General features: G+C 61.3%; 14 protein-coding genes. 13 read left to right on the plus strand and 1 reads right to left on the minus strand.

Features of this window, described 5'->3' with window-relative positions; all coding sequences use genetic code 11:
• Positions 1-2: 2 nt before the first annotated feature.
• Positions 3-1,250 carry an efflux RND transporter periplasmic adaptor subunit gene (locus H8B14_RS12495; RefSeq protein WP_187315987.1) on the minus strand — a complete coding sequence of 416 codons (1,248 nt, stop codon included), beginning with the start codon at positions 1,248-1,250 and terminating at the stop codon, positions 3-5.
• Positions 1,251-2,336: 1,086 nt separating this feature from the next.
• On the opposite strand from H8B14_RS12495, the gene H8B14_RS12500 reads away from it, so the two are divergent.
• From H8B14_RS12500 to H8B14_RS12560, 13 genes are all read left to right on the plus strand, one after another.
• On the plus strand, positions 2,337-4,772 hold the full coding sequence (locus H8B14_RS12500; RefSeq protein ID WP_187315988.1) for an outer membrane beta-barrel protein: 2,436 nt from the start codon (positions 2,337-2,339) through the stop codon (positions 4,770-4,772).
• A gap of 331 nt (positions 4,773-5,103) precedes the next feature.
• A complete protein-coding gene (locus H8B14_RS12505) occupies positions 5,104-5,550 on the plus strand; it encodes a carboxypeptidase regulatory-like domain-containing protein (RefSeq protein ID WP_187315989.1) in 447 nt (148 codons plus the stop codon).
• A 192-nt stretch (positions 5,551-5,742) separates the two neighbouring features.
• Positions 5,743-6,390, plus strand: coding sequence for a DUF2459 domain-containing protein (locus H8B14_RS12510; RefSeq protein ID WP_187315990.1), 648 nt, complete (start codon positions 5,743-5,745; stop codon positions 6,388-6,390).
• A gap of 61 nt (positions 6,391-6,451) precedes the next feature.
• Positions 6,452-7,855: a histidine--tRNA ligase gene (hisS, locus tag H8B14_RS12515; RefSeq protein ID WP_187315991.1), complete on the plus strand. Its 1,404-nt coding sequence runs from the start codon at positions 6,452-6,454 to the stop codon at positions 7,853-7,855.
• A gap of 177 nt (positions 7,856-8,032) precedes the next feature.
• Positions 8,033-9,529 (plus strand): histidine ammonia-lyase, encoded by a 1,497-nt coding sequence (gene hutH, locus H8B14_RS12520; protein WP_187315992.1) that lies wholly within the window; start codon positions 8,033-8,035, stop codon positions 9,527-9,529.
• Positions 9,530-9,625: 96 nt separating this feature from the next.
• Positions 9,626-11,584, plus strand: a complete 1,959-nt coding sequence (locus H8B14_RS12525; protein ID WP_187315993.1) for a T9SS type B sorting domain-containing protein — start codon at positions 9,626-9,628, stop codon at positions 11,582-11,584.
• A 166-nt stretch (positions 11,585-11,750) separates the two neighbouring features.
• Positions 11,751-12,662, plus strand: coding sequence for a bestrophin family protein (locus H8B14_RS12530; RefSeq protein WP_187315994.1), 912 nt, complete (start codon positions 11,751-11,753; stop codon positions 12,660-12,662).
• Between the two features lie 219 nt (positions 12,663-12,881).
• On the plus strand, positions 12,882-13,208 hold the full coding sequence (locus H8B14_RS12535; RefSeq protein ID WP_261990003.1) for an ArsR/SmtB family transcription factor: 327 nt from the start codon (positions 12,882-12,884) through the stop codon (positions 13,206-13,208).
• A gap of 66 nt (positions 13,209-13,274) precedes the next feature.
• Positions 13,275-14,099 carry a sulfite exporter TauE/SafE family protein gene (locus H8B14_RS12540; protein ID WP_187315995.1) on the plus strand — a complete coding sequence of 275 codons (825 nt, stop codon included), beginning with the start codon at positions 13,275-13,277 and terminating at the stop codon, positions 14,097-14,099.
• Positions 14,100-14,208: 109 nt separating this feature from the next.
• Positions 14,209-15,564 (plus strand): MBL fold metallo-hydrolase, encoded by a 1,356-nt coding sequence (locus tag H8B14_RS12545; RefSeq protein WP_187315996.1) that lies wholly within the window; start codon positions 14,209-14,211, stop codon positions 15,562-15,564.
• A 44-nt stretch (positions 15,565-15,608) separates the two neighbouring features.
• Positions 15,609-16,250 (plus strand): class I SAM-dependent methyltransferase, encoded by a 642-nt coding sequence (locus tag H8B14_RS12550; protein ID WP_187315997.1) that lies wholly within the window; start codon positions 15,609-15,611, stop codon positions 16,248-16,250.
• A gap of 21 nt (positions 16,251-16,271) precedes the next feature.
• On the plus strand, positions 16,272-16,832 hold the full coding sequence (locus H8B14_RS12555) for a YeeE/YedE family protein (protein ID WP_187315998.1): 561 nt from the start codon (positions 16,272-16,274) through the stop codon (positions 16,830-16,832).
• A gap of 75 nt (positions 16,833-16,907) precedes the next feature.
• Positions 16,908-17,318, plus strand: a complete 411-nt coding sequence (locus H8B14_RS12560; protein WP_187315999.1) for a DUF6691 family protein — start codon at positions 16,908-16,910, stop codon at positions 17,316-17,318.
• Positions 17,319-17,327: the final 9 nt, after the last annotated feature.

Consider the following 17,327-nt stretch of genomic DNA (forward strand, 5'->3'; position numbering starts at 1 on the left):
CGTTAGTCGTGAAGGGTGAGTTCGGGCGTATCGGCATAGTCCTTCGTGTCGGACACCACCACTTCCTCGCCGGGCTGCAGGCCACTGGTTATCTGCACATAGTCGAAGTTGCTGTCCCCGAATTGCACGGTGCGGCGAGTGGCTTTGCCTTCCTTCACCACAAACACTGCCTGCTCCTTACCGCCTTGGTAAAACGGTCCGTTTTTGAGGCGCACTACGTTGTGGTGGGCTTTTGTCACCACAAACACGTCGGCGCGCAGGTTGGCGCGTAAGGCCGGGTGATGGTCCTGCTGCAAGGCGGCATAAAACGTTACCACGCCCTTTTCCACGGCCGGGCTGATGGTGCTGATAGTGCCGCGCAAATCGGTGCCGTTGATGCGAACCACGACCGGGTCCTGCAAATGCAGGGCATCGGCGTAGGAGTCGGAAATAGTGGCCCGCACCCGGAAGCGGCTCAGGTCGGCTACGCGGGCCAGCGGGTCGCCGGCCTGCACCGTTGTGCCCAGGTCTTCGTTCACCCAGGTCAGCACGCCGGGCTGCTGGCTGCTGATGTTGGCCTGCGCCAGCTTGCCGGCCAGCTCCGTAATACTGCGGTCCTGAATCTGCAGCGTAAAGCCCAACTCGCGCACGTCGGCGGCATTGGCGGCGCGCTGGTTGCGGATCTGCTCCCGGAGGCGCTGCTGCTCCAATTGGGCCACCCGCAGGTTCAGCTCGGCCTGGCGGACGCTTTCGGAGGTACCGCCCCCAATCTTCAGCAGATACTGCTCGTCGCGCAGGGCCGACTGCAGGCTGCGCACTTTCACTTGCTGCACCTGCTCCTGGGAGCGAAGGTCGTTGAGGGCTTTTTCGAGGCTGAGCTGGAGCTGGCTATTCTTGTTGCGGTGCTGCTGCTGCTCGTCCTGGAGCTTGGCCAGGGCCGTGGTGGTCAGCTCCCGATCCAGCTCCAGAATCGTTTGGCCCAGCTGAACCCGGCTGCCCACCGCCACTGCCACCCGCCGGATGGTACTCTGGATGGGGCTGGTCAGCACCGCTTCGTGGGCTGGAATAATGACGCCGGCCGCCGTGAGGGAAGCCTCCACGTCGCCGGTTTCGGCGCGCGCAGTGAGGATGCTGTTGCGGCTGAGGCTGGGTTGGAGCACCGTGCGGAAGGCCAGCAGGCTCGTCACTAGCAGCAGTAGCAACCCCGCACCCAGCAGCCAGCGGCGACGCTGGCGACGTTTTTGGGTGGCTTGGGAAATGGCTCTGTCCATTTTCGTACAGGTAGAGAAAGGGTTCTGCCTGACGTAGCCAACGGCCGTGCCATAATCATTATTAATTGTTTATCAATTATTTACAGTAAAACACCAGGAATTTGCTTAGCCATATAGTGTCCGAATCCGGACAAGTGTTCGTTGTTGTTACGCAGTTCCGACGGAGTCTTTATTGTTGGGTATCAACCCACGCTTAATGTGTTAGCTATAGGCAAGTGCTCTGTAGTGTGTTGATAAATCAGGCCTGGTGCCGATAGGCAACTAACTGCTTCGCTGATAATCTCCGGCTCTTTTTCAGTTGTCCCGGCTGCTTAATGCAGGCAACAATGCAGGAGCAGCAAATACCCCAAGTTATAGAGCAGCGGCGTAGCGGGGAAAGATGGGTAGTCAATCGGTGCATTAGCTGGAATAAGTCGCGTAGCGGCGACGGGTTACTGAGAAATCTGACGCCGCTACGCAGCTGTTATTCCCCATTAGTATCTACAAACCTGACGCCGCTACGCAATTACTACGGAACTTGAGGTAAATAAATTATCAGTCCCAGGCTACCCTTTGCCTCTATCCCGCATCTATCCTATTACCTCTGACAAAACCGGCCTGCAGCTTCAATAAGGCCGCTTTTCTGCCTGCCGGCTAGCTGCGCTGCCTGCTCCCACCCTGCTTATTTACAACCCAACAACCGCGTAACACAAAAATAATCTATCCAGTACCTTGCGTCGCATAGTACCTTTTGCTACCTTTGGATCATTAAGTAGCAAATCTCCCTGCCGCCCCGGCTTCTCCTGATTCGAAGCCCCCAGCGGCAGCCGCCAGACACCCCCGCGCTAACCGGGCCGGGAGTTGGCAGCCCGCCAGAAACCTGTGTTTCCCGCTGCTGCCGCCGTGTTTTGGCTTTCTGGTGCCTCGGGCAATTGCCTGATTGTCACCCCTCCTTTTCGTGCCTTTGTCACGGGCAAACAGCCACCCAGCGGAACCGCGGCCGCCTGGAACGGCACCCCTTTGCCTGGTTTGTCTTCCAACTCACCACTCCCCATGACTTCCTCTACGCCTTTCAGCCGGACCCTCGCGGGCCTTGGATTCCTCGCTATGCTTGCTCCGCTGACCGCAGCAGCCCAACAGCCCGCCGGCTCCGTGTCCGGCACGCTCCTCGATCAGACCAGCGGGCAGCCGCTGCCATTTGCCAACGTAGTAGTGCTGCGGGCCCAGGACTCTACGTTTGTGAGTGGCGCCCAAACCGGCGAAAACGGCGCATTCGAGCTTACCTCTTTGGGGCTGGGCTCCTATTTAGTGAAAGCCTCGGCCATTGGCTACCAGGGCTTTCGGCGGACGGTGGCGCTGAACGGTGCCACCCCCAGCGTGCGGCTGGGCGCTCTGAAACTGGTTCCGACCGCCACGCAGCTCAAGGGCGTGACCGTAACCGGCGAGCGGGCCACGGTGCAGAATGAGCCCGGCAAGCGCATCATCAACGTAGAGAAAGACTTGGCCAGCGTGGGTGGCATGGCTACTGATGTGCTGCGCAACGTGCCCTCCGTGGCCGTGGACGCCAACGGCACTGTGAGTTTGCGCGGCTCCTCGAACCTGACCATCCTGATTGATGGCAAGCCCGCCGGCGGCTCCAACGGCAGCCCGGGGTTGCGCCTCGACCAGATTCCATCGTCGCGAATTGCCCGGATTGAGGTCATCACCAATCCTTCGGCCAAATACGATGCGCAGGGCACAGGCGTCATCAATGTTATTATGAAGAAAAACGGCAAGGATGGTATCAACGGCCAAGCCAGCCTACTGGGCGGCACCGGCGACAAGTACAACGCCAGCCTGAACCTGAGCCGCCACCGGGGCCCGCTGACCGTGAATGCCAGCTACGACCGCCAGGACGAAAACTACCGCAACCGCACCATCAACGAGCAAACGGCCCGCGTCGGCTCCGACCTCATCCAGACCAGCCAAACCGGCCTCGACCGTGAAAACGACAACTCGCACAGCTTGCGCCTCGGCCTCGACTACGAGATAAGCAAAGAGCAGAGTTTGAGCGTGAACGTGTCGCCGACGCTGCAGCGGGAAGTGGACAGCAACACAATGCTGCTCAGCACCCAGCGCCCCGGCTTGCCGGCCACCTCGCAGCAGGGCACCCAGCTGATGAAAGTGGATGTGCGTGTGCTGGAAAACACGGCCAGCTACCGCCGCACCTGGGCTGCCCACGAGGGCCGTGAGCTGACGGCCGTGGCCGGGGCCGTGCTGGTTGACGCCGATGTGCCCGTGACGCAAACCCTAAGCGAAGGCGGCCTGCGCGGCTGGCGCCAGCAAATGGATGTAAACCTGGGAATGCAGTTTGCGCAGCTCGACTACGTGCACCCACTCCCGAGTGGCAAGGGCAAGCTGGAAACCGGCCTGAAAGTGCAGCGCCAGACCAGCCGCGGCATTGCCGACCTGCTCACCCAATCCACGGACAACCCCACCGAATACGTGCGCGACGCGGCCCGTTCGCTGTCGTATAACTTCGAGGAGCTGGTGCCCGCCGCCTACATCACCGGCCAGCGCCGCTGGGGCAAAGGCTGGAACGCGGAAGGTGGCCTGCGCACCGAGTACACCAATACCAGCGGGGCCGTAGTAGGCGGCGCCGGTGGCTTCCAGCTCGATTATCTGGGTGTATTTCCGACGGCCAGCCTGAGCAAAAGCCTGGGCCGCACCGACTCCGCCAGCGGCGGCGAGCAGCCGCAGCGCCTGCAGTTCAGCTACGCCCGCCGCCTCGACCGGCCTAACTTCATGCAGCAGCTGGCCGTGCCGCTCTATCAGGACCCGCGCTTCTACCGCCTCGGCAATCCGGCCCTGCGCGCCCAGTTCAGCCACAACCTGGAGCTGAACCACCAGCTGAGCTTGCCCGGCGGCGCCGAAATTACCAGCACCCTTTTCGGCCGCTACACCACCCAGGCCATCCAGCGCCTGCGCCTTGTGGATACGGCCGCTACCCGCCTCAACCCCGCTGCCGGCCTGGTGCTGGCCGAAACCTACCGCAACTCAGGTACCACCACCAATGTAGGCCTGGAAATGACCTGGAGCCAGCCCCTGACGAAGTGGTGGCGCGTGCAGGCCACGGGCTCGGCGTATCGCACGCAGTTGCAAACCAACGCCTCCAACATCGGGGCACGTCAGGCGCTGGTGGGCACCGGCCGCCTCACCCAGAATTTCACGCCGCTGCCTACGCTTGATATGCAGCTCACGGGCTCCTGGGAATCGGCGAAGCTGACCGCTCAGGGCCGCAGCCGGGCTGTAGGAGCCATTGATGTAGCACTGCGCCAGCGGTTGTGGCAGAACCGTGCCGCCCTCACCTTCCGCGTCTCCGACGTGCTCAACACCAAGGTCTACCGCACCATCATCGACTCGCCGGAACTGACCTCGAACTATTACTCCAAGCCGGAATCCCGCGTGGCCTGGCTGGGCTTCACCTGGTACGTGGGCGCCAGCAAAGCCAAAGCGGGCCGCATCGAAGGAGGCCCGAAAGGTGGTGGCGGCTTCGGTGGCTAGTCTGAACCTACCGCGTAATGGGGCAAGCCGCTCCACTCCGGCAGGCACCTGAAATTTTTCTCTGCTTTTCAGGCATCCTTTTGCTCCTGCCCCTCATCTATACCGCAGAAGATCAGCTGCTTCTTTTACGCTTCACCGCTCCCGGCCGGGCGCTGTTTTTACTGCCTGCCGTAGTTGTCCCGCCGATTTAGGTGGCGGGGTTTCGCCCCGGTCTACGTCAATTGCGTGCCGGGCATTCCACCTACATTTTTCATTGCTTCCGGTTTTCGCGGGCCCATCTGGGCCGGCCGACGGGCAGCGCCTTGCCAACTTTCCAACCTTTCTGAGTATCATGAAAACGTCCTTGTTGAACCGCTCCCTTCTTGGTTTTATTTCCGCCCTGGCTGTATTACAGGTTTCCACGCAGCTGCTGGGCCACGGCACCGTCAGCGGTAGCCTCCGCGACGGCGACACCCAGGAGCCCATTCCGTACACCAATGTGGTGGTGCTGCGCGCCGACAACCACCAGCTAGCCGCCGCCGGCACCACCGATGCCAATGGCGACTTTAAGTTCAAATATCTGCCGCTGGGGCGCTACATTGTGCAGTCGACGGCGCTGGGCTACCAGCCACTGCAGCCTACCGTGGCTTTCCGGCCGCTACACAACCGCCAGCAGCTGGGCACCCTCACGCTGCAGTCGTTGCCGGGGCAGCCGGTAGTGGTAGGCAGCCGGCAGGCTGTAGCGCAGCGCAGTAGCAGCCAGCCCACCAATGTGCTGGCGCAGCGGCTGGGCTCGTAGTCAGCAGGAAACAGCTATAACAGTAAACCGTGCAATAAAATGCGGTAATTAGCTATAGCTATAGTGCATTTTGACACGTGGCACCACGGCCTACGGAGCAGTGGTGCCACTGCATGAGACGCTGGCCAAGATGGGTGACCAGCGTGTGCATAAAGGTGCAGTAAATCCCGAACGACATCCGAACTTGCAGGCATGTCGGCTGCTTTCACTGCCTTTATACTGTTGCTGATGACCGGGGCACTGCTGCCCGTGAACCGCCGGTTCCGACAGACGCCCAATGGCGTGGCCGTGTTTGTGGTATCGAATGGCACGCACACCGATGTGGTGCTGCCATTGCGCGACGCCCGCACTGATGTAAACTGGCTCCGTCACCTGCCTGATTCGGGAATGCAGGCACGCTTCAGCGGCTACGAGTACGCCGCGTTCGGCTGGGGCAGTGAAGCATTTTTCCTGGCCTCTTACAGCCACCAGCAGCCCGGCCCCAGCGTGGTACTGCGGGCCGTGGTGCCCGGGCCGACGCTCATGCACGTGCGGTTTCTCCGCCAGGCTCCGGTGGCTGGGCCTCAGGTGGTGCCGCTGCGCATTTCGGTGGCGCAATATCAGGCGCTGGCAGCTCAAGTGGCCGCCTCGTTTCAGTCCGACAGCCTGCAGCACTACCAGCTGCGCAACGCCGCCGGCTACACGCCAAACGACTTCTTTTTCCGGGCTGCCGGCCGCTACCACGCCCTGCGCACCTGCAACGACTGGACCGTGCGTACCCTGCGCCGGACCGGGCTGCGGGCGCCGCTAAAGTCGCCGCTGGCGGCGCCGGTGCTGGTGCAGGCACGGCGGGCACGGTAACAGGCGCAGTAAGCGGCCGCGCGTTTGCTTACCTTCGCGCCATCAATCCGCCTAGTTTCTGATGAGCGTTCAAAAACCCAGCATCCCGCGCGGTACCCGCGACTTTGGCCCGGCCGTGGTGGCCCGCCGCAACTATATTTTCGGCGTTATTCGCCGCGTGTTCGAGAAGTTCGGCTACGCCCCGCTGGAAACCCCGACCCTGGAAAACCTGTCGGTGCTGACCGGTAAGTACGGTGATGAAGGCGACCAGCTGCTGTTCAAAGTCCTGAACTCCGGCGACTTCGCTAAAGACGTTACTGCTGAAGACCTCGCCGCCGACAACCGCAGCAAGCGGCTGCTGCCTAAAGTGGCCGAAAAAGGCTTGCGCTACGACCTCACGGTGCCGTTTGCGCGCTACGTGGTGATGAACCGCGGCACGCTCACGTTCCCGTTCAAGCGCTACCAGATCCAGCCGGTGTGGCGCGCCGACCGGCCCCAGCGCGGCCGCTACCGGGAGTTCTATCAGTGCGACGCCGACGTGGTAGGCACCGATTCGCTGCTCTGCGAGGCCGAAATTGTGCTGATGATGTCGGAGGTGCTGACCACGCTGGGTTTGACGGACCACACCATCAAAATCAACCACCGCCGCGTGCTGGGCGCGTTTTATCAGGCGCTGGGCGGCGAAGGCACCGAAACTGACCTGTTCGTGGCCATCGACAAGCTCGACAAAATCGGGCGCGAAGGAGTGGCGAAGGAGCTGGCCGAGCGTAATTTCTCGGCGGCGGCCATTGAGCGGCTGTTTGATTTACTGGGTGTGGAAGGCCATTTTGAGGAGAAACTGGAGCGCCTGCTGGCCGGCTTCGTGACGGCTGGCGTAGACCCCGACAATGCCACCGCCGACGGCTACAAAGGCCTGCAGGATTTGCAGCGCGTGCTGGACTACCTGCGCGGCTTCGGCTTCGAGAAGTGGGACAACCTGGAGTTTGACGTGACGCTGGCCCGCGGCCTGAGCTACTATACAGGCTGCATTTTTGAAATCAAGATCAACAATGTGAACATGGGCAGCGTGAGCGGCGGCGGCCGCTACGACAACCTCACCGGCGCCTTCGGGCTGCCGGGCGTGTCGGGCGTGGGCTTCTCGTTTGGCGTCGACCGCCTCTACGACTGCCTGGAGGAGCTAGCGCTGTTTCCGGAGGCCGTAGCCACCACCACCCGCTGCCTGCTCACTAACTTCGACGTGGAAAGTGAGACGGCCGTACTGCCTGTGCTGCGCGCCCTGCGCGAGGCCGGCGTGGCCAGTGAGTTGTTTCCGGAGGCCGGTAAGCTGGGCAAGCAGTTCAAATACGCCGATGCCAAAGGCATTCCGTACGTGCTGATTCAGGGGCCCGAGGAGCGTGCGGCCGGCTTGTTTAAACTAAAAACGCTGGCCAGCGGCGAGGAGCGCACCGTTACGCTAGCTGAAGTGCTGACGGAGCTGACGAAGTGAGGCCACGTTAGTGCTCCGGTCCGATGGCGGTAGCCGTCTGACTAGGATACGAACCAACAGAATGAACATCGGCCATCTGGAGCAGTGCTTCGGATGGCCGATGTTTTTTAAGCCCGGCGAGTTTCTGCATTTTTGACAATTCTCCACCCCAGCCCACCCGCTGTTTCCCGCACCCGCATGTCTTTGGATTACGTCCTCACGCCCTCAACTCACCTCGACCTCGCTACTCTCAGCCAGCTGCTGCACACCAAAGCGCACGTAGCACTCAGCGACGAGGCGCGGCAACGGATTGCAGATTGCTACCAGTATCTGCACGACCGGCTGGAACGCTCCGACGTGCCGGTGTACGGCATCAATACCGGTTTTGGGGCTCTTTGCAACCAAACCATTCCGGCCGGGCAGCGCCAGCAGCTGCAAACCAACCTGATGATGTCGCACGCCTGCGGCACCGGCGAGGAAGTGCCGGCCGAGCTGGTGCGCCTGATGTTGCTGCTGAAAGTACAAAGCCTGAGCTACGGCCACAGCGGCGTGCAGGTGGCCACCGCCCAGCGCCTGCTCGATTTCTACAACCGGGGCATGCTGCCGGTGGTGTATCAGCAGGGCTCATTGGGCGCCAGCGGCGACTTAGCACCACTGGCGCACTTGTGTTTGCCACTGCTGGGGCTGGGCGAAGTCAACTACGAAGGCTACCGCCTGGCCGCGGCCGATGCCATGAGCCTGTTCAGCTGGGCGCCGCTCACGCTGGAAGCCAAGGAAGGCCTGGCCCTGCTCAACGGCACCCAGTTCATGCTGGCTTATGCCGTACACGGGCTGCTGCGGGTACAGCGCCTGCTGGCCGCCGCCGACGTTATCGGGGCGTTGTCGTTGGAGGCATTTGATGGGCGGGCCGAGCCGTTTGATGCGCGCCTGCACCAGCTGCGTCCCCACGCCGGGCAGGTGGCGGTGGCCGGCCGTATTCGGGAGCTGCTGGCGGGTTCGGAGCTGCAAAGCCAGCCTAAAACCGCCGTGCAGGACCCTTACTCGTTCCGGTGCATGCCCCAGGTGCACGGCGCCTCCCGCGACGCCGTGGCGTACGTGCAGCGCACCGTGGAAACCGAGTGCAATGCCGTTACCGACAACCCCAACATCTTTCCGGCTGACGACGCCATCCTGAGCGGCGGCAACTTCCACGGCCAGCCGCTGGCGCTGGCGCTGGACATGCTGGCCATTGCTACTGCCGAAATCGGGAGTATTTCGCAGCAGCGCACCACCCAGCTGATTGGCGGGCAGCGCGGGTTGCCGCCGTTTCTGGTGGCCGAGCCTGGCCTGAACTCGGGCCTGATGATTCCGCAGTACACGGCCGCCGGCATCGTGAGCCAGAACAAGCAGCTGTGCACTCCGGCCTCCGTAGACAGCGTGGTGAGCAGCAATGGCCAGGAAGACCACGTAAGCATGGGCGCCAACGCCGCCACCAAGGCGCTACGCGTGGTGCAAAACGCAGAGCAGCTGCTGGGCATTGAGCTCCTGAATGCCACGCAAGCCTTGTCTTTCCGCCGGCCAGCGCGCACTTCCGAGACACTGGAGCAGGTGGTGGCGGCTTTCCGCGAGAAAGTACCGTTCGTGAGCCGTGACCGGGTGCTCTACCCCGACCTGCACGCCGCCGCTGCGTTCGTGCGCAGCTACCAGTGGCAGTAGGTCTCTGAGTGCCAGCCGCGCCAGCGTATGCCGATTGTGGGTATCTTGGCGTTACTGTCCGGTCAGGTTCCGACCTGTTTCATCTGCTGCTATTCTATGCGTTCCGTGAAGTTTCTTTGCCTATGCCTGCTGCTGCTGGGAGCAGTGCTGGCCGTTACTGTGCCAGCGCTGGCGCAGCCCTGCGTGTCGTCGCCGAACCCGCCTGCCTGCACGTTTGTAGCGGTGGATGTGCAAACCAACCGGATAGTGGAAAAGCTGTGCGTGGGCCGTACAGTACGCTTCGATCTATGCGCCGGCCGGCCGCCGCTAACCTACTTCTACCAGGTGCTGCCGGGACTCAATTCCTACCCCAATCCGTGCGGCGGGCCCAGCTTCCGGCCTTCGCCTTTCACCTACACACCCACTGCAGCTGGCCCTATTACCGCCACTGAAAACGGCCAGGCGCCTCCCGGCGGCGTGTCTACCATCTACTTCCGGGTGTTTGAAGTGTATGACAATCCGCCGCCGGCCTTTACGGCAGCCGCCTGCTCGCCGGGTTTTGTGCAAGTAACGCTGCCCACCACACCCTACAACAGTTACACGGTCCAGATCGGGAGCAGCACGTTTCCGGCCCAACCCGGGCAGGTCAGCACGTTTCCGGTGCCGGCAGGTGCCACCAGCATCACGGTGGCGGGGGTGTACGCAGACAGCGACCTGTGCACCCGCTCGGCTACGCAGCCGCTGCCGCAGCTGGCAGCGCCGGGGCCACTGGTAATCCAGCGGCTAAGTTTGCAGGGCAGCTCGGTGGTGCTGGAAAGCGCGCCGCTGGTGCCCGGCTACACCTATAGTGTGGAGCAAGCCGACTTTGCCACTCCCGCCACGTTTCAGCCAGTGCCGGGAGCTGTGGCGAATGGGCTAAGCGGCTACACGATACCAGCGGGCCGCCCGGGCCTCTACCGCCTGCGCCGCACCGACATCTGCCAGCAGGCTCGGGCAGTTTCAGAACCCGTAAGCACGCTCACGCTCACAGTGCAGGCGGCCGAGCGCCGCAACGAGCTAACCTGGCAGCTGGGCCCCAACCCTACCACCTACGAACTAACGCGCAACGGCACGCCACTACCTGCCCCGCTGCCCGCCGCCCGTACCTACTCCGATACGGCTGTGGCTTGTGGCATCCGGTACACCTACCGCCTCACGGCGCGTTACCCAGGCGGCGTCACGTCGGTTTCGGAGGCAGCAACGGTGCAGGCTACGGCCACACAGGTTCCGGCCACACCCCGGTTGTTCGCCTCTTTCGATGAGCGTAACCGGGTGGTGCTGACGGCCAGCGTCGCGCGTTTTCCCAGTACCGGCCAGCTCACCTATCTGCGCGACAACACCGTGCTGGGCACCAGCGCCGCCCGCACCCGCCGCGACTCTCTGGCCACCTACAGCCCCGATTCGGCGCCGTGCTACCAGGTGCGGTTCGAGGATGACTGCGCCAACCGCTCGGCGGCCAGTGCGCCCTTCTGCCCGGCCGTGCTGGCTGCCGAGCTGGCCGGCACCCGCGGCTCGGCGGTGCGGCTGCGCTGGTCGGGGTTGCGCGGGGCGCCGGCTGCCGCCTCTTCCGATTCGTTGCGCTACCGGCTGCTGGTGCTCAACCCCGATAACTCCGTGCGCAACAGCTATGCCGTAGGTGCCCGCGGCAGCTACCTGGACCAGCTTCCGCCCACCAACCTGCAAGCAGTGCGCTACCGCCTTGAAGTAACAGGCGCCGGCCTGCCTACTGCTAGCTACTCCAACATTGCCAGTGCAGTGCGTCCCCTGGAAGCATACGTCCCAACGGCCTTCACTCCCAATGGCGATGGGCTCAATGATGTACTGGAAGTGAAAGGCCGCTTTCTGAGCAGCTATACCTTCACGGTAGTAGACCGAAATGGGCAGGAAGTTTTTCGCGGCACAGACCGTACCCAGGCCTGGGACGGCCGAATCCGGGGCCAGCAGCCTGTGCTGGGAGCGTATGTCTGGCGCTTTGAGGCGTTGGATGCCGCCGGCAAGACCGTGGTGCAGCACGGCACGGTTACGATAGTAAAATAGGGCCGTCGGCGACCGAAACGGAGTTTTTATGAGTATGAAAGTCGCAGAGCATGACCCTTGTGCAGGTAGCCAGAAGAGAAATCAGCAGACGATTTTACCGCAGAAAATGTAGCACAACAACGTGTTTCTGCGTAGGCAAGGATTCTGTTGTACCTGTTTTCTGCCTATGCTCCTCGACGTCAAGCTTCCCGTTTACTACATTTTTAAGCGCATCCTGCCCGATATTCTGCGGGTGTTTCTCATTTCTATCATTTTCCAGCTACTGAAGTGGTTTTTCAGTAAGTACCTACCGGAAATTCCGCTGCAACTGGCCACTATTCTGGGAAGCTCGATTTCGCTCCTGCTGGCTTTCAACGTCAGCCAGTCGTATGAGCGGTGGTGGGAAGGCCGCAAAGTATGGGGGTCAGTGGTGAATGACTCCCGGACGCTGGTGCTACAAGTGCGCAGCTTCCTGCAACCCGATGCCTTGCCACAGCAGGAGGCCACCAATCAGCTTACTGCCCTGGCCTACCGCCAGATTGCCTGGTGTTATAGCCTGGGCGAGTCGCTGCGGGGTCAGGACCCACTCGTTTCGCTGGGTAAGTTCTTGTCGGAACCAGAGCTGGCTTATGCCAAAGCCCAAAACAACCGGCCGTTGGCGCTGCTGGCCCTGCACAGCGCCCAGATAAAGGACCTATATCAGCAGCAAGCCATCAACACATTCCAGCAGGTGCAGCTCGACTCCACGTTGGTACGCCTGTGCGAAACAATGGGCCAGGCTGAACGCATTAAGAGCACGGTATTTCCAGCCAACTACCGGCTTCTGGTGCACTTCCTGATTTACTTGTTTCTGGGCACCCTGTCGCTGAGTCTGGTAGAATCGATGGGCTTCTGGGAAGTTCCGATTTTGCTCCTCATTGCTTCTACATTTTTCCTGATTGAGCGCACTGCCCGCTACCTGCAGGACCCCTTCAACAACGCTCCTACCGATACGCCGGTTACAGCCATTGCGCGCAACGTGGAAATCAACCTCAAGCAGCTGCTGCAGGAATCCAACGTGCCCGCACCGCTTACTTCCGATACTTTTTATCTGATGTAGTGCTGCTGTCTGCCAAACGTGCTATGAGCATCGGGCAGCAAGGCAGATAAAGCCTACTCCAAGCCACTATGCTTGGCTGGCTGACAGAACTCCGGGCGCGGCTCCTCGCCTGTGGCATGCTCATGCTACAGGCGAGGAGCCGCGCCCACAAGCGGTGAGGAACCTTTGCTGGGCGCTGCTTGTACTTATGAACGAATGATCATACATTTGCATCACCTTATGAGCCCAGCTTCCCCCTCTGCTATTGCCGCCGACCTGAATATGTCCGTCGAGAAGATGGAGAAGGTGGCGTTTATTTTAAAAACCACGGCTCACCCTACCCGCATTGCCATTGTGCAGCTATTGGCCCAGCACGACAGCCTATCAGTAAACGATATCTGTGAGCGGCTGAATGTCGAGCAGAGCCTGGCGTCGCACCATTTGTCTGGTATGAAGCTCAAGGGCATCTTGAGTAGCACGCGCGAAGGCAAGAATGTTTTTTACAGCCTGAAAATGCGCGAAGTCATCGACGTTATCCAGTGCCTAGCCGCCTGCACTTTTCTGTGAGTCAGGCTTTTTTTTGAGCCAATACATGAACAATCAATCATATTTTCATACGACTCACCTTTTCTGATGTTTTCTCTCCTAGGCTATTTCGCGGCTGTTTTTATTGGGCTTTCCCTGGGCATAATGGGCGGCGGTGGCTCCATCCTGACGGTGCCGGTGCTGGTGTATCTGATGGGCGTGAGTCCCGTGCTGAGCACCGCCTACTCGCTGTTTGTGGTAGGCAGCACTTCGGTGGTAGGCGCGGCGGGCTACTTCCGCAAGGGCCTAGTGTCGGTGCCTACGGCGCTGCTGTTTCTGGGGCCCTCGGTGGCGGCCGTCTTTTTCACGCGCCGAGTACTGATGCCCGCTATTCCGCCCGAACTGTTCCGGTTGAGCGGGCTCGTCTTCACCAAAGATCTGCTGGTGTTGGTGGCATTTGCGGCGCTGATGGTGGTAGCGGCCGCCTCCATGATCCGGAGCCGGCCGGAACCGGTGGCTGTGGGGCCGGTAGCTGTGGGGCCAGATACGAAAACTGCTCAGTTCCTTAACTACCCGCTTATTCTGGTTATCGGGTTGCTGGTGGGGCTGCTCACAGGTTTCGTGGGGGCTGGCGGCGGCTTCCTGATAATTCCGGCCCTCGTGCTGGGCGCGCGCCTGCCCATGAAGCTGGCTGTGGGCACCTCACTGGCCATTATTGCCCTGAACTCACTTATCGGTTTCACCGGCGACCTGAGTGCCGGCACCCACATCGAATGGCCTTTTCTGCTCGGGTTTCTGGCTTTTGCGCTACTGGGCATTGTGCTGGGCACTTATCTGTCGCGCTTTATTCCCGGTGCGAAGCTCAAGCCGGCATTTGGGTGGTTTACGCTAGCCATGGGCAGCTTTATTCTGCTTCGCGAACTGGTACTCTGACCCGCTTTTAGCCTGGCTAACGCGGCAAACACGTGCAGGCCAAGGCGGGCCGGAGTCATCTACACTTCCGCTTTTCACTTGTTCATCTTCCCTCTTATTCTTCCGTCTCATGAAAATCGAACAGTTTGAAGACAAAGGCTTGGCCCACTTTTCCTACGCTATTCTAAGCGAGTGTGCCCGCGAAATTGTGCTCATCGACCCCGCCCGCAACCCGCAGCCCTACTACGACTATGCGGCAGCGAATGAGGCCAAAATCGTGCGCATCATCGAAACTCACCCCCACGCCGACTTCGTTTCCTCGCACCTGGAAATTGCCCAAACCACGGGTGCGACCATCTGCGTGAGTGGGCTGCTGGGAGCCGAGTACGCCCACGAGGCCTTCGATGAAGGCCAGGAATTCACTGTTGGCAAGCTCACGTTTCGGGCCCTGAACACCCCCGGCCATTCACCCGACTCCATCAGCGTTGTGCTGACGCGCGAAGGCCGGGATGTGGCCGTATTCACCGGCGACACGCTGTTTATCGGGGATGTCGGCCGGCCTGACCTGCGCGAAAACGCCGGCAACCTGACGGCTAGGCGCGAAGAGCTGGCCCGCCAGATGTACCATAGCACCCGCGAAAAGCTGATGCCGCTGGGCGCTGAGGTGCTGGTGTATCCGGCGCACGGCGCGGGCAGCCTTTGTGGCAAGGCGCTGAGCGGTGCCAGCAGCAGCACTATCGGGGCGGAGAAAGCCAGCAACTACGCGCTGCAGCCCATGAGCGAGGCCGAGTTTGTGCGCGAGCTGCTGGCCGATCAGCCATTCATTCCGAAATACTTCAGCTACGACGTGGCCCTCAACAAAGCCGGCGCCCCAGCCTACGCTGCCGGCGTGCGGCAGGTGCCCCGCCTAGCCACCGATACTGCGCTGGAAAGCGGTGTGCTGGTAGTGGATGCGCGCCCTGAGGTTGATTTCAAGCGGGCACACCTGGCTGGGGCGCTCAATATCCAGCAGGGCGGCAAATTTGAAACCTGGCTGGGCTCCATCGTGGGGCCGGCGGAGCGCTTTTACCTGGTGGCCACCAACGAGGCACAGCGCGAGGAGCTGCTTGAAAAGGCAGCCAAAATCGGCTACGAACCCCTGATTGCGGGGGCCTTGGTGGGCTCTCCAGCCGCTACTGCCACTCTGCCTCAGCTGGATGTGGCCCAGTTCCGGGCCCGGCCCGAAAGCTACACCATTGTGGATATTCGCAACCCGGCAGAAGCTAAAGCCGAGCCGCTGTTTGCGGGCGCGCTCAACATTCCGCTACCCGAACTGCGCGAGCGGGTCGGCGAAATTCCCACCGATAAGCCGGTGGTAGTGCATTGCGCAGGTGGCTACCGCTCGGCCGCGGGCAGCAGCATTGTGGCCCCGGCTCTGCCCGGCACACCGGTTTATGATCTGGGCGAAGCCGTCAAGTCGTTTCAACCAAAGCAGCCCGCCCATTAGGCTGGCTTTCTGCAACGAGGCCTCCAACCCCGCAACGCACTACCATGGACACTCCTGATTCAACCCCGAAACAGCACTGGGAAACAGTGTACGGCACCCGCCAGCCGCACGAAGTCAGCTGGACGGAAGCCGTGCCGGCCACCTCGCTGGAATTCATTCACGGCTTCCGCCTTTCCCGCCAGTCGGCTATTATCGACGTGGGCGGCGGCGATAGTCGGCTGGTGGACTTTCTGCTCACTGAGGGCTACGAGAACCTAACCGTACTCGATATTTCCGGAGCGGCACTGGCCCGCGCCCGCCAGCGCCTGGGCTCCCGTGCCGACCGGGTGCAGTGGATTGAAGCCGATGTGCGCGCGTTTCAGCCGCCGCAGTCCTACAGCCTGTGGCATGACCGGGCGGCGTTTCATTTTCTCACCACCGCCCCCGACATAGCCCGCTACCTCACGCTGGCCCGCCTGGCCATAGAACCAGGCGGCTACCTCACCATGGGCACTTTTTCTTTGGATGGCCCCAAAGCCTGCAGTGGCCTGCCCATTCGGCAATACAGCGAGCAGGCCCTCGGGGAGCAGCTTCGGCAGGGCTTCACCAAGCTACGCTGCCGCACCGAAGACCACATTACCCCATTCCAGACCACTCAGAATTTCCTGTTTTGCTCTTTCCGCCGCCAGCCAGCTGTTCTGGCCTGATGGTATCTTATTTCCACTCCAATGCTTGATTTCCTCCAACACTCCTGGCCCTGGTACGTGGCCGGCCCCCTTATCGGGCTTACGGTCCCGGCCCTGCTGCTCATTGGCAACAAAGCCCTCGGTATCAGCAGCTCCCTGCGCCATGTGTGCGCCGCCTGCGTGCCGGCGGGCATTCCCTTTCTCACCTACGACTGGCGCAAGGAAGTCTGGAACCTGTGGTTTGTGCTGGGTATCGGGCTGGGCGGCTTCCTCGGCTACCACGTGCTCGGCCACCCGGCCACGGTAGCCATTTCGCCCGAAACCGTGCACGACCTGCGCACCCAGCTACACCTGACCGACTTTTCGGGGCTGCTGCCCAACGAGCTTTTCGCGCTGGAAAACCTCACGAACTGGAAGGGCTGGGTGTTTATGGTGCTGGGTGGCTTTCTGGTAGGTTTTGGGACGCGCTACGCGGGTGGCTGCACCTCCGGCCACGCTATTTCGGGGCTTTCCAACCTGCAGTGGGTGTCGTTGGTGGCTGTTGTCGGGTTCTTCGTGGGCGGCCTGCTGATGACCTGGGTGGTCTATCCGCTGCTGTTCTAACCTCCGGCCGGCGGGCACGCACCGGGCTGTACCAGAGCAACCCGACATTCCAACAACTCATTGAGGCATATACACATGAAAAACCTTAAATACCTGGTTCTGGGCGTACTGTTCGGTATCATCCTGACCAAAAGTGAAGTAATCAGCTGGTTTCGGATTCAGGAAATGTTCCGGTTCCAGGCCTTTCACATGTACGGCGTCATCGGCTCGGCCATTGTGGTTGGGCTGGTTTCCATCCAGTTCATAAAGCGCAGGCATCTCAAAACCATCAACGGCGAGGAAATCCAGCTGGCCGACAAGAAATACAACCACGGCGTGTGGATTGGGGGCATCATTTTCGGACTGGGCTGGGCCATCACCGGGGCCTGCCCCGGCCCGCTGTTCGCTCAGCTGGGAAGTGGTGCCGGTGCCGCCGCCGTGATGATTCTGGCGGCCCTGGCCGGCACCTGGACCTACAGCGCCCTGCGCGAGCATTTGCCGCATTAGCCCTAACGC

Origin of the sequence: Hymenobacter puniceus, assembly GCF_014333525.1 — a bacterium.
GTDB lineage: Bacteria > Bacteroidota > Bacteroidia > Cytophagales > Hymenobacteraceae > Hymenobacter.

Bases quoted from the DNA above. Each gene is read 5' to 3' on its own strand.
- H8B14_RS12495 (WP_187315987.1), bottom strand. From the start codon at position 1,250: ATGGACAGAGCCATTTCCCAAGCCACCCAAAAACGTCGCCAGCGTCGC.
- H8B14_RS12500 (WP_187315988.1), top strand. From the start codon at position 2,337: ATGCTTGCTCCGCTGACCGCAGCAGCCCAACAGCCCGCCGGCTCCGTG.
- H8B14_RS12505 (WP_187315989.1), top strand. From the start codon at position 5,104: ATGAAAACGTCCTTGTTGAACCGCTCCCTTCTTGGTTTTATTTCCGCC.
- H8B14_RS12510 (WP_187315990.1), top strand. From the start codon at position 5,743: ATGTCGGCTGCTTTCACTGCCTTTATACTGTTGCTGATGACCGGGGCA.
- hisS (WP_187315991.1), top strand. From the start codon at position 6,452: ATGAGCGTTCAAAAACCCAGCATCCCGCGCGGTACCCGCGACTTTGGC.
- hutH (WP_187315992.1), top strand. From the start codon at position 8,033: ATGTCTTTGGATTACGTCCTCACGCCCTCAACTCACCTCGACCTCGCT.
- H8B14_RS12525 (WP_187315993.1), top strand. From the start codon at position 9,626: ATGCGTTCCGTGAAGTTTCTTTGCCTATGCCTGCTGCTGCTGGGAGCA.
- H8B14_RS12530 (WP_187315994.1), top strand. From the start codon at position 11,751: ATGCTCCTCGACGTCAAGCTTCCCGTTTACTACATTTTTAAGCGCATC.
- H8B14_RS12535 (WP_261990003.1), top strand. From the start codon at position 12,882: ATGAGCCCAGCTTCCCCCTCTGCTATTGCCGCCGACCTGAATATGTCC.
- H8B14_RS12540 (WP_187315995.1), top strand. From the start codon at position 13,275: ATGTTTTCTCTCCTAGGCTATTTCGCGGCTGTTTTTATTGGGCTTTCC.
- H8B14_RS12545 (WP_187315996.1), top strand. From the start codon at position 14,209: ATGAAAATCGAACAGTTTGAAGACAAAGGCTTGGCCCACTTTTCCTAC.
- H8B14_RS12550 (WP_187315997.1), top strand. From the start codon at position 15,609: ATGGACACTCCTGATTCAACCCCGAAACAGCACTGGGAAACAGTGTAC.
- H8B14_RS12555 (WP_187315998.1), top strand. From the start codon at position 16,272: ATGCTTGATTTCCTCCAACACTCCTGGCCCTGGTACGTGGCCGGCCCC.
- H8B14_RS12560 (WP_187315999.1), top strand. From the start codon at position 16,908: ATGAAAAACCTTAAATACCTGGTTCTGGGCGTACTGTTCGGTATCATC.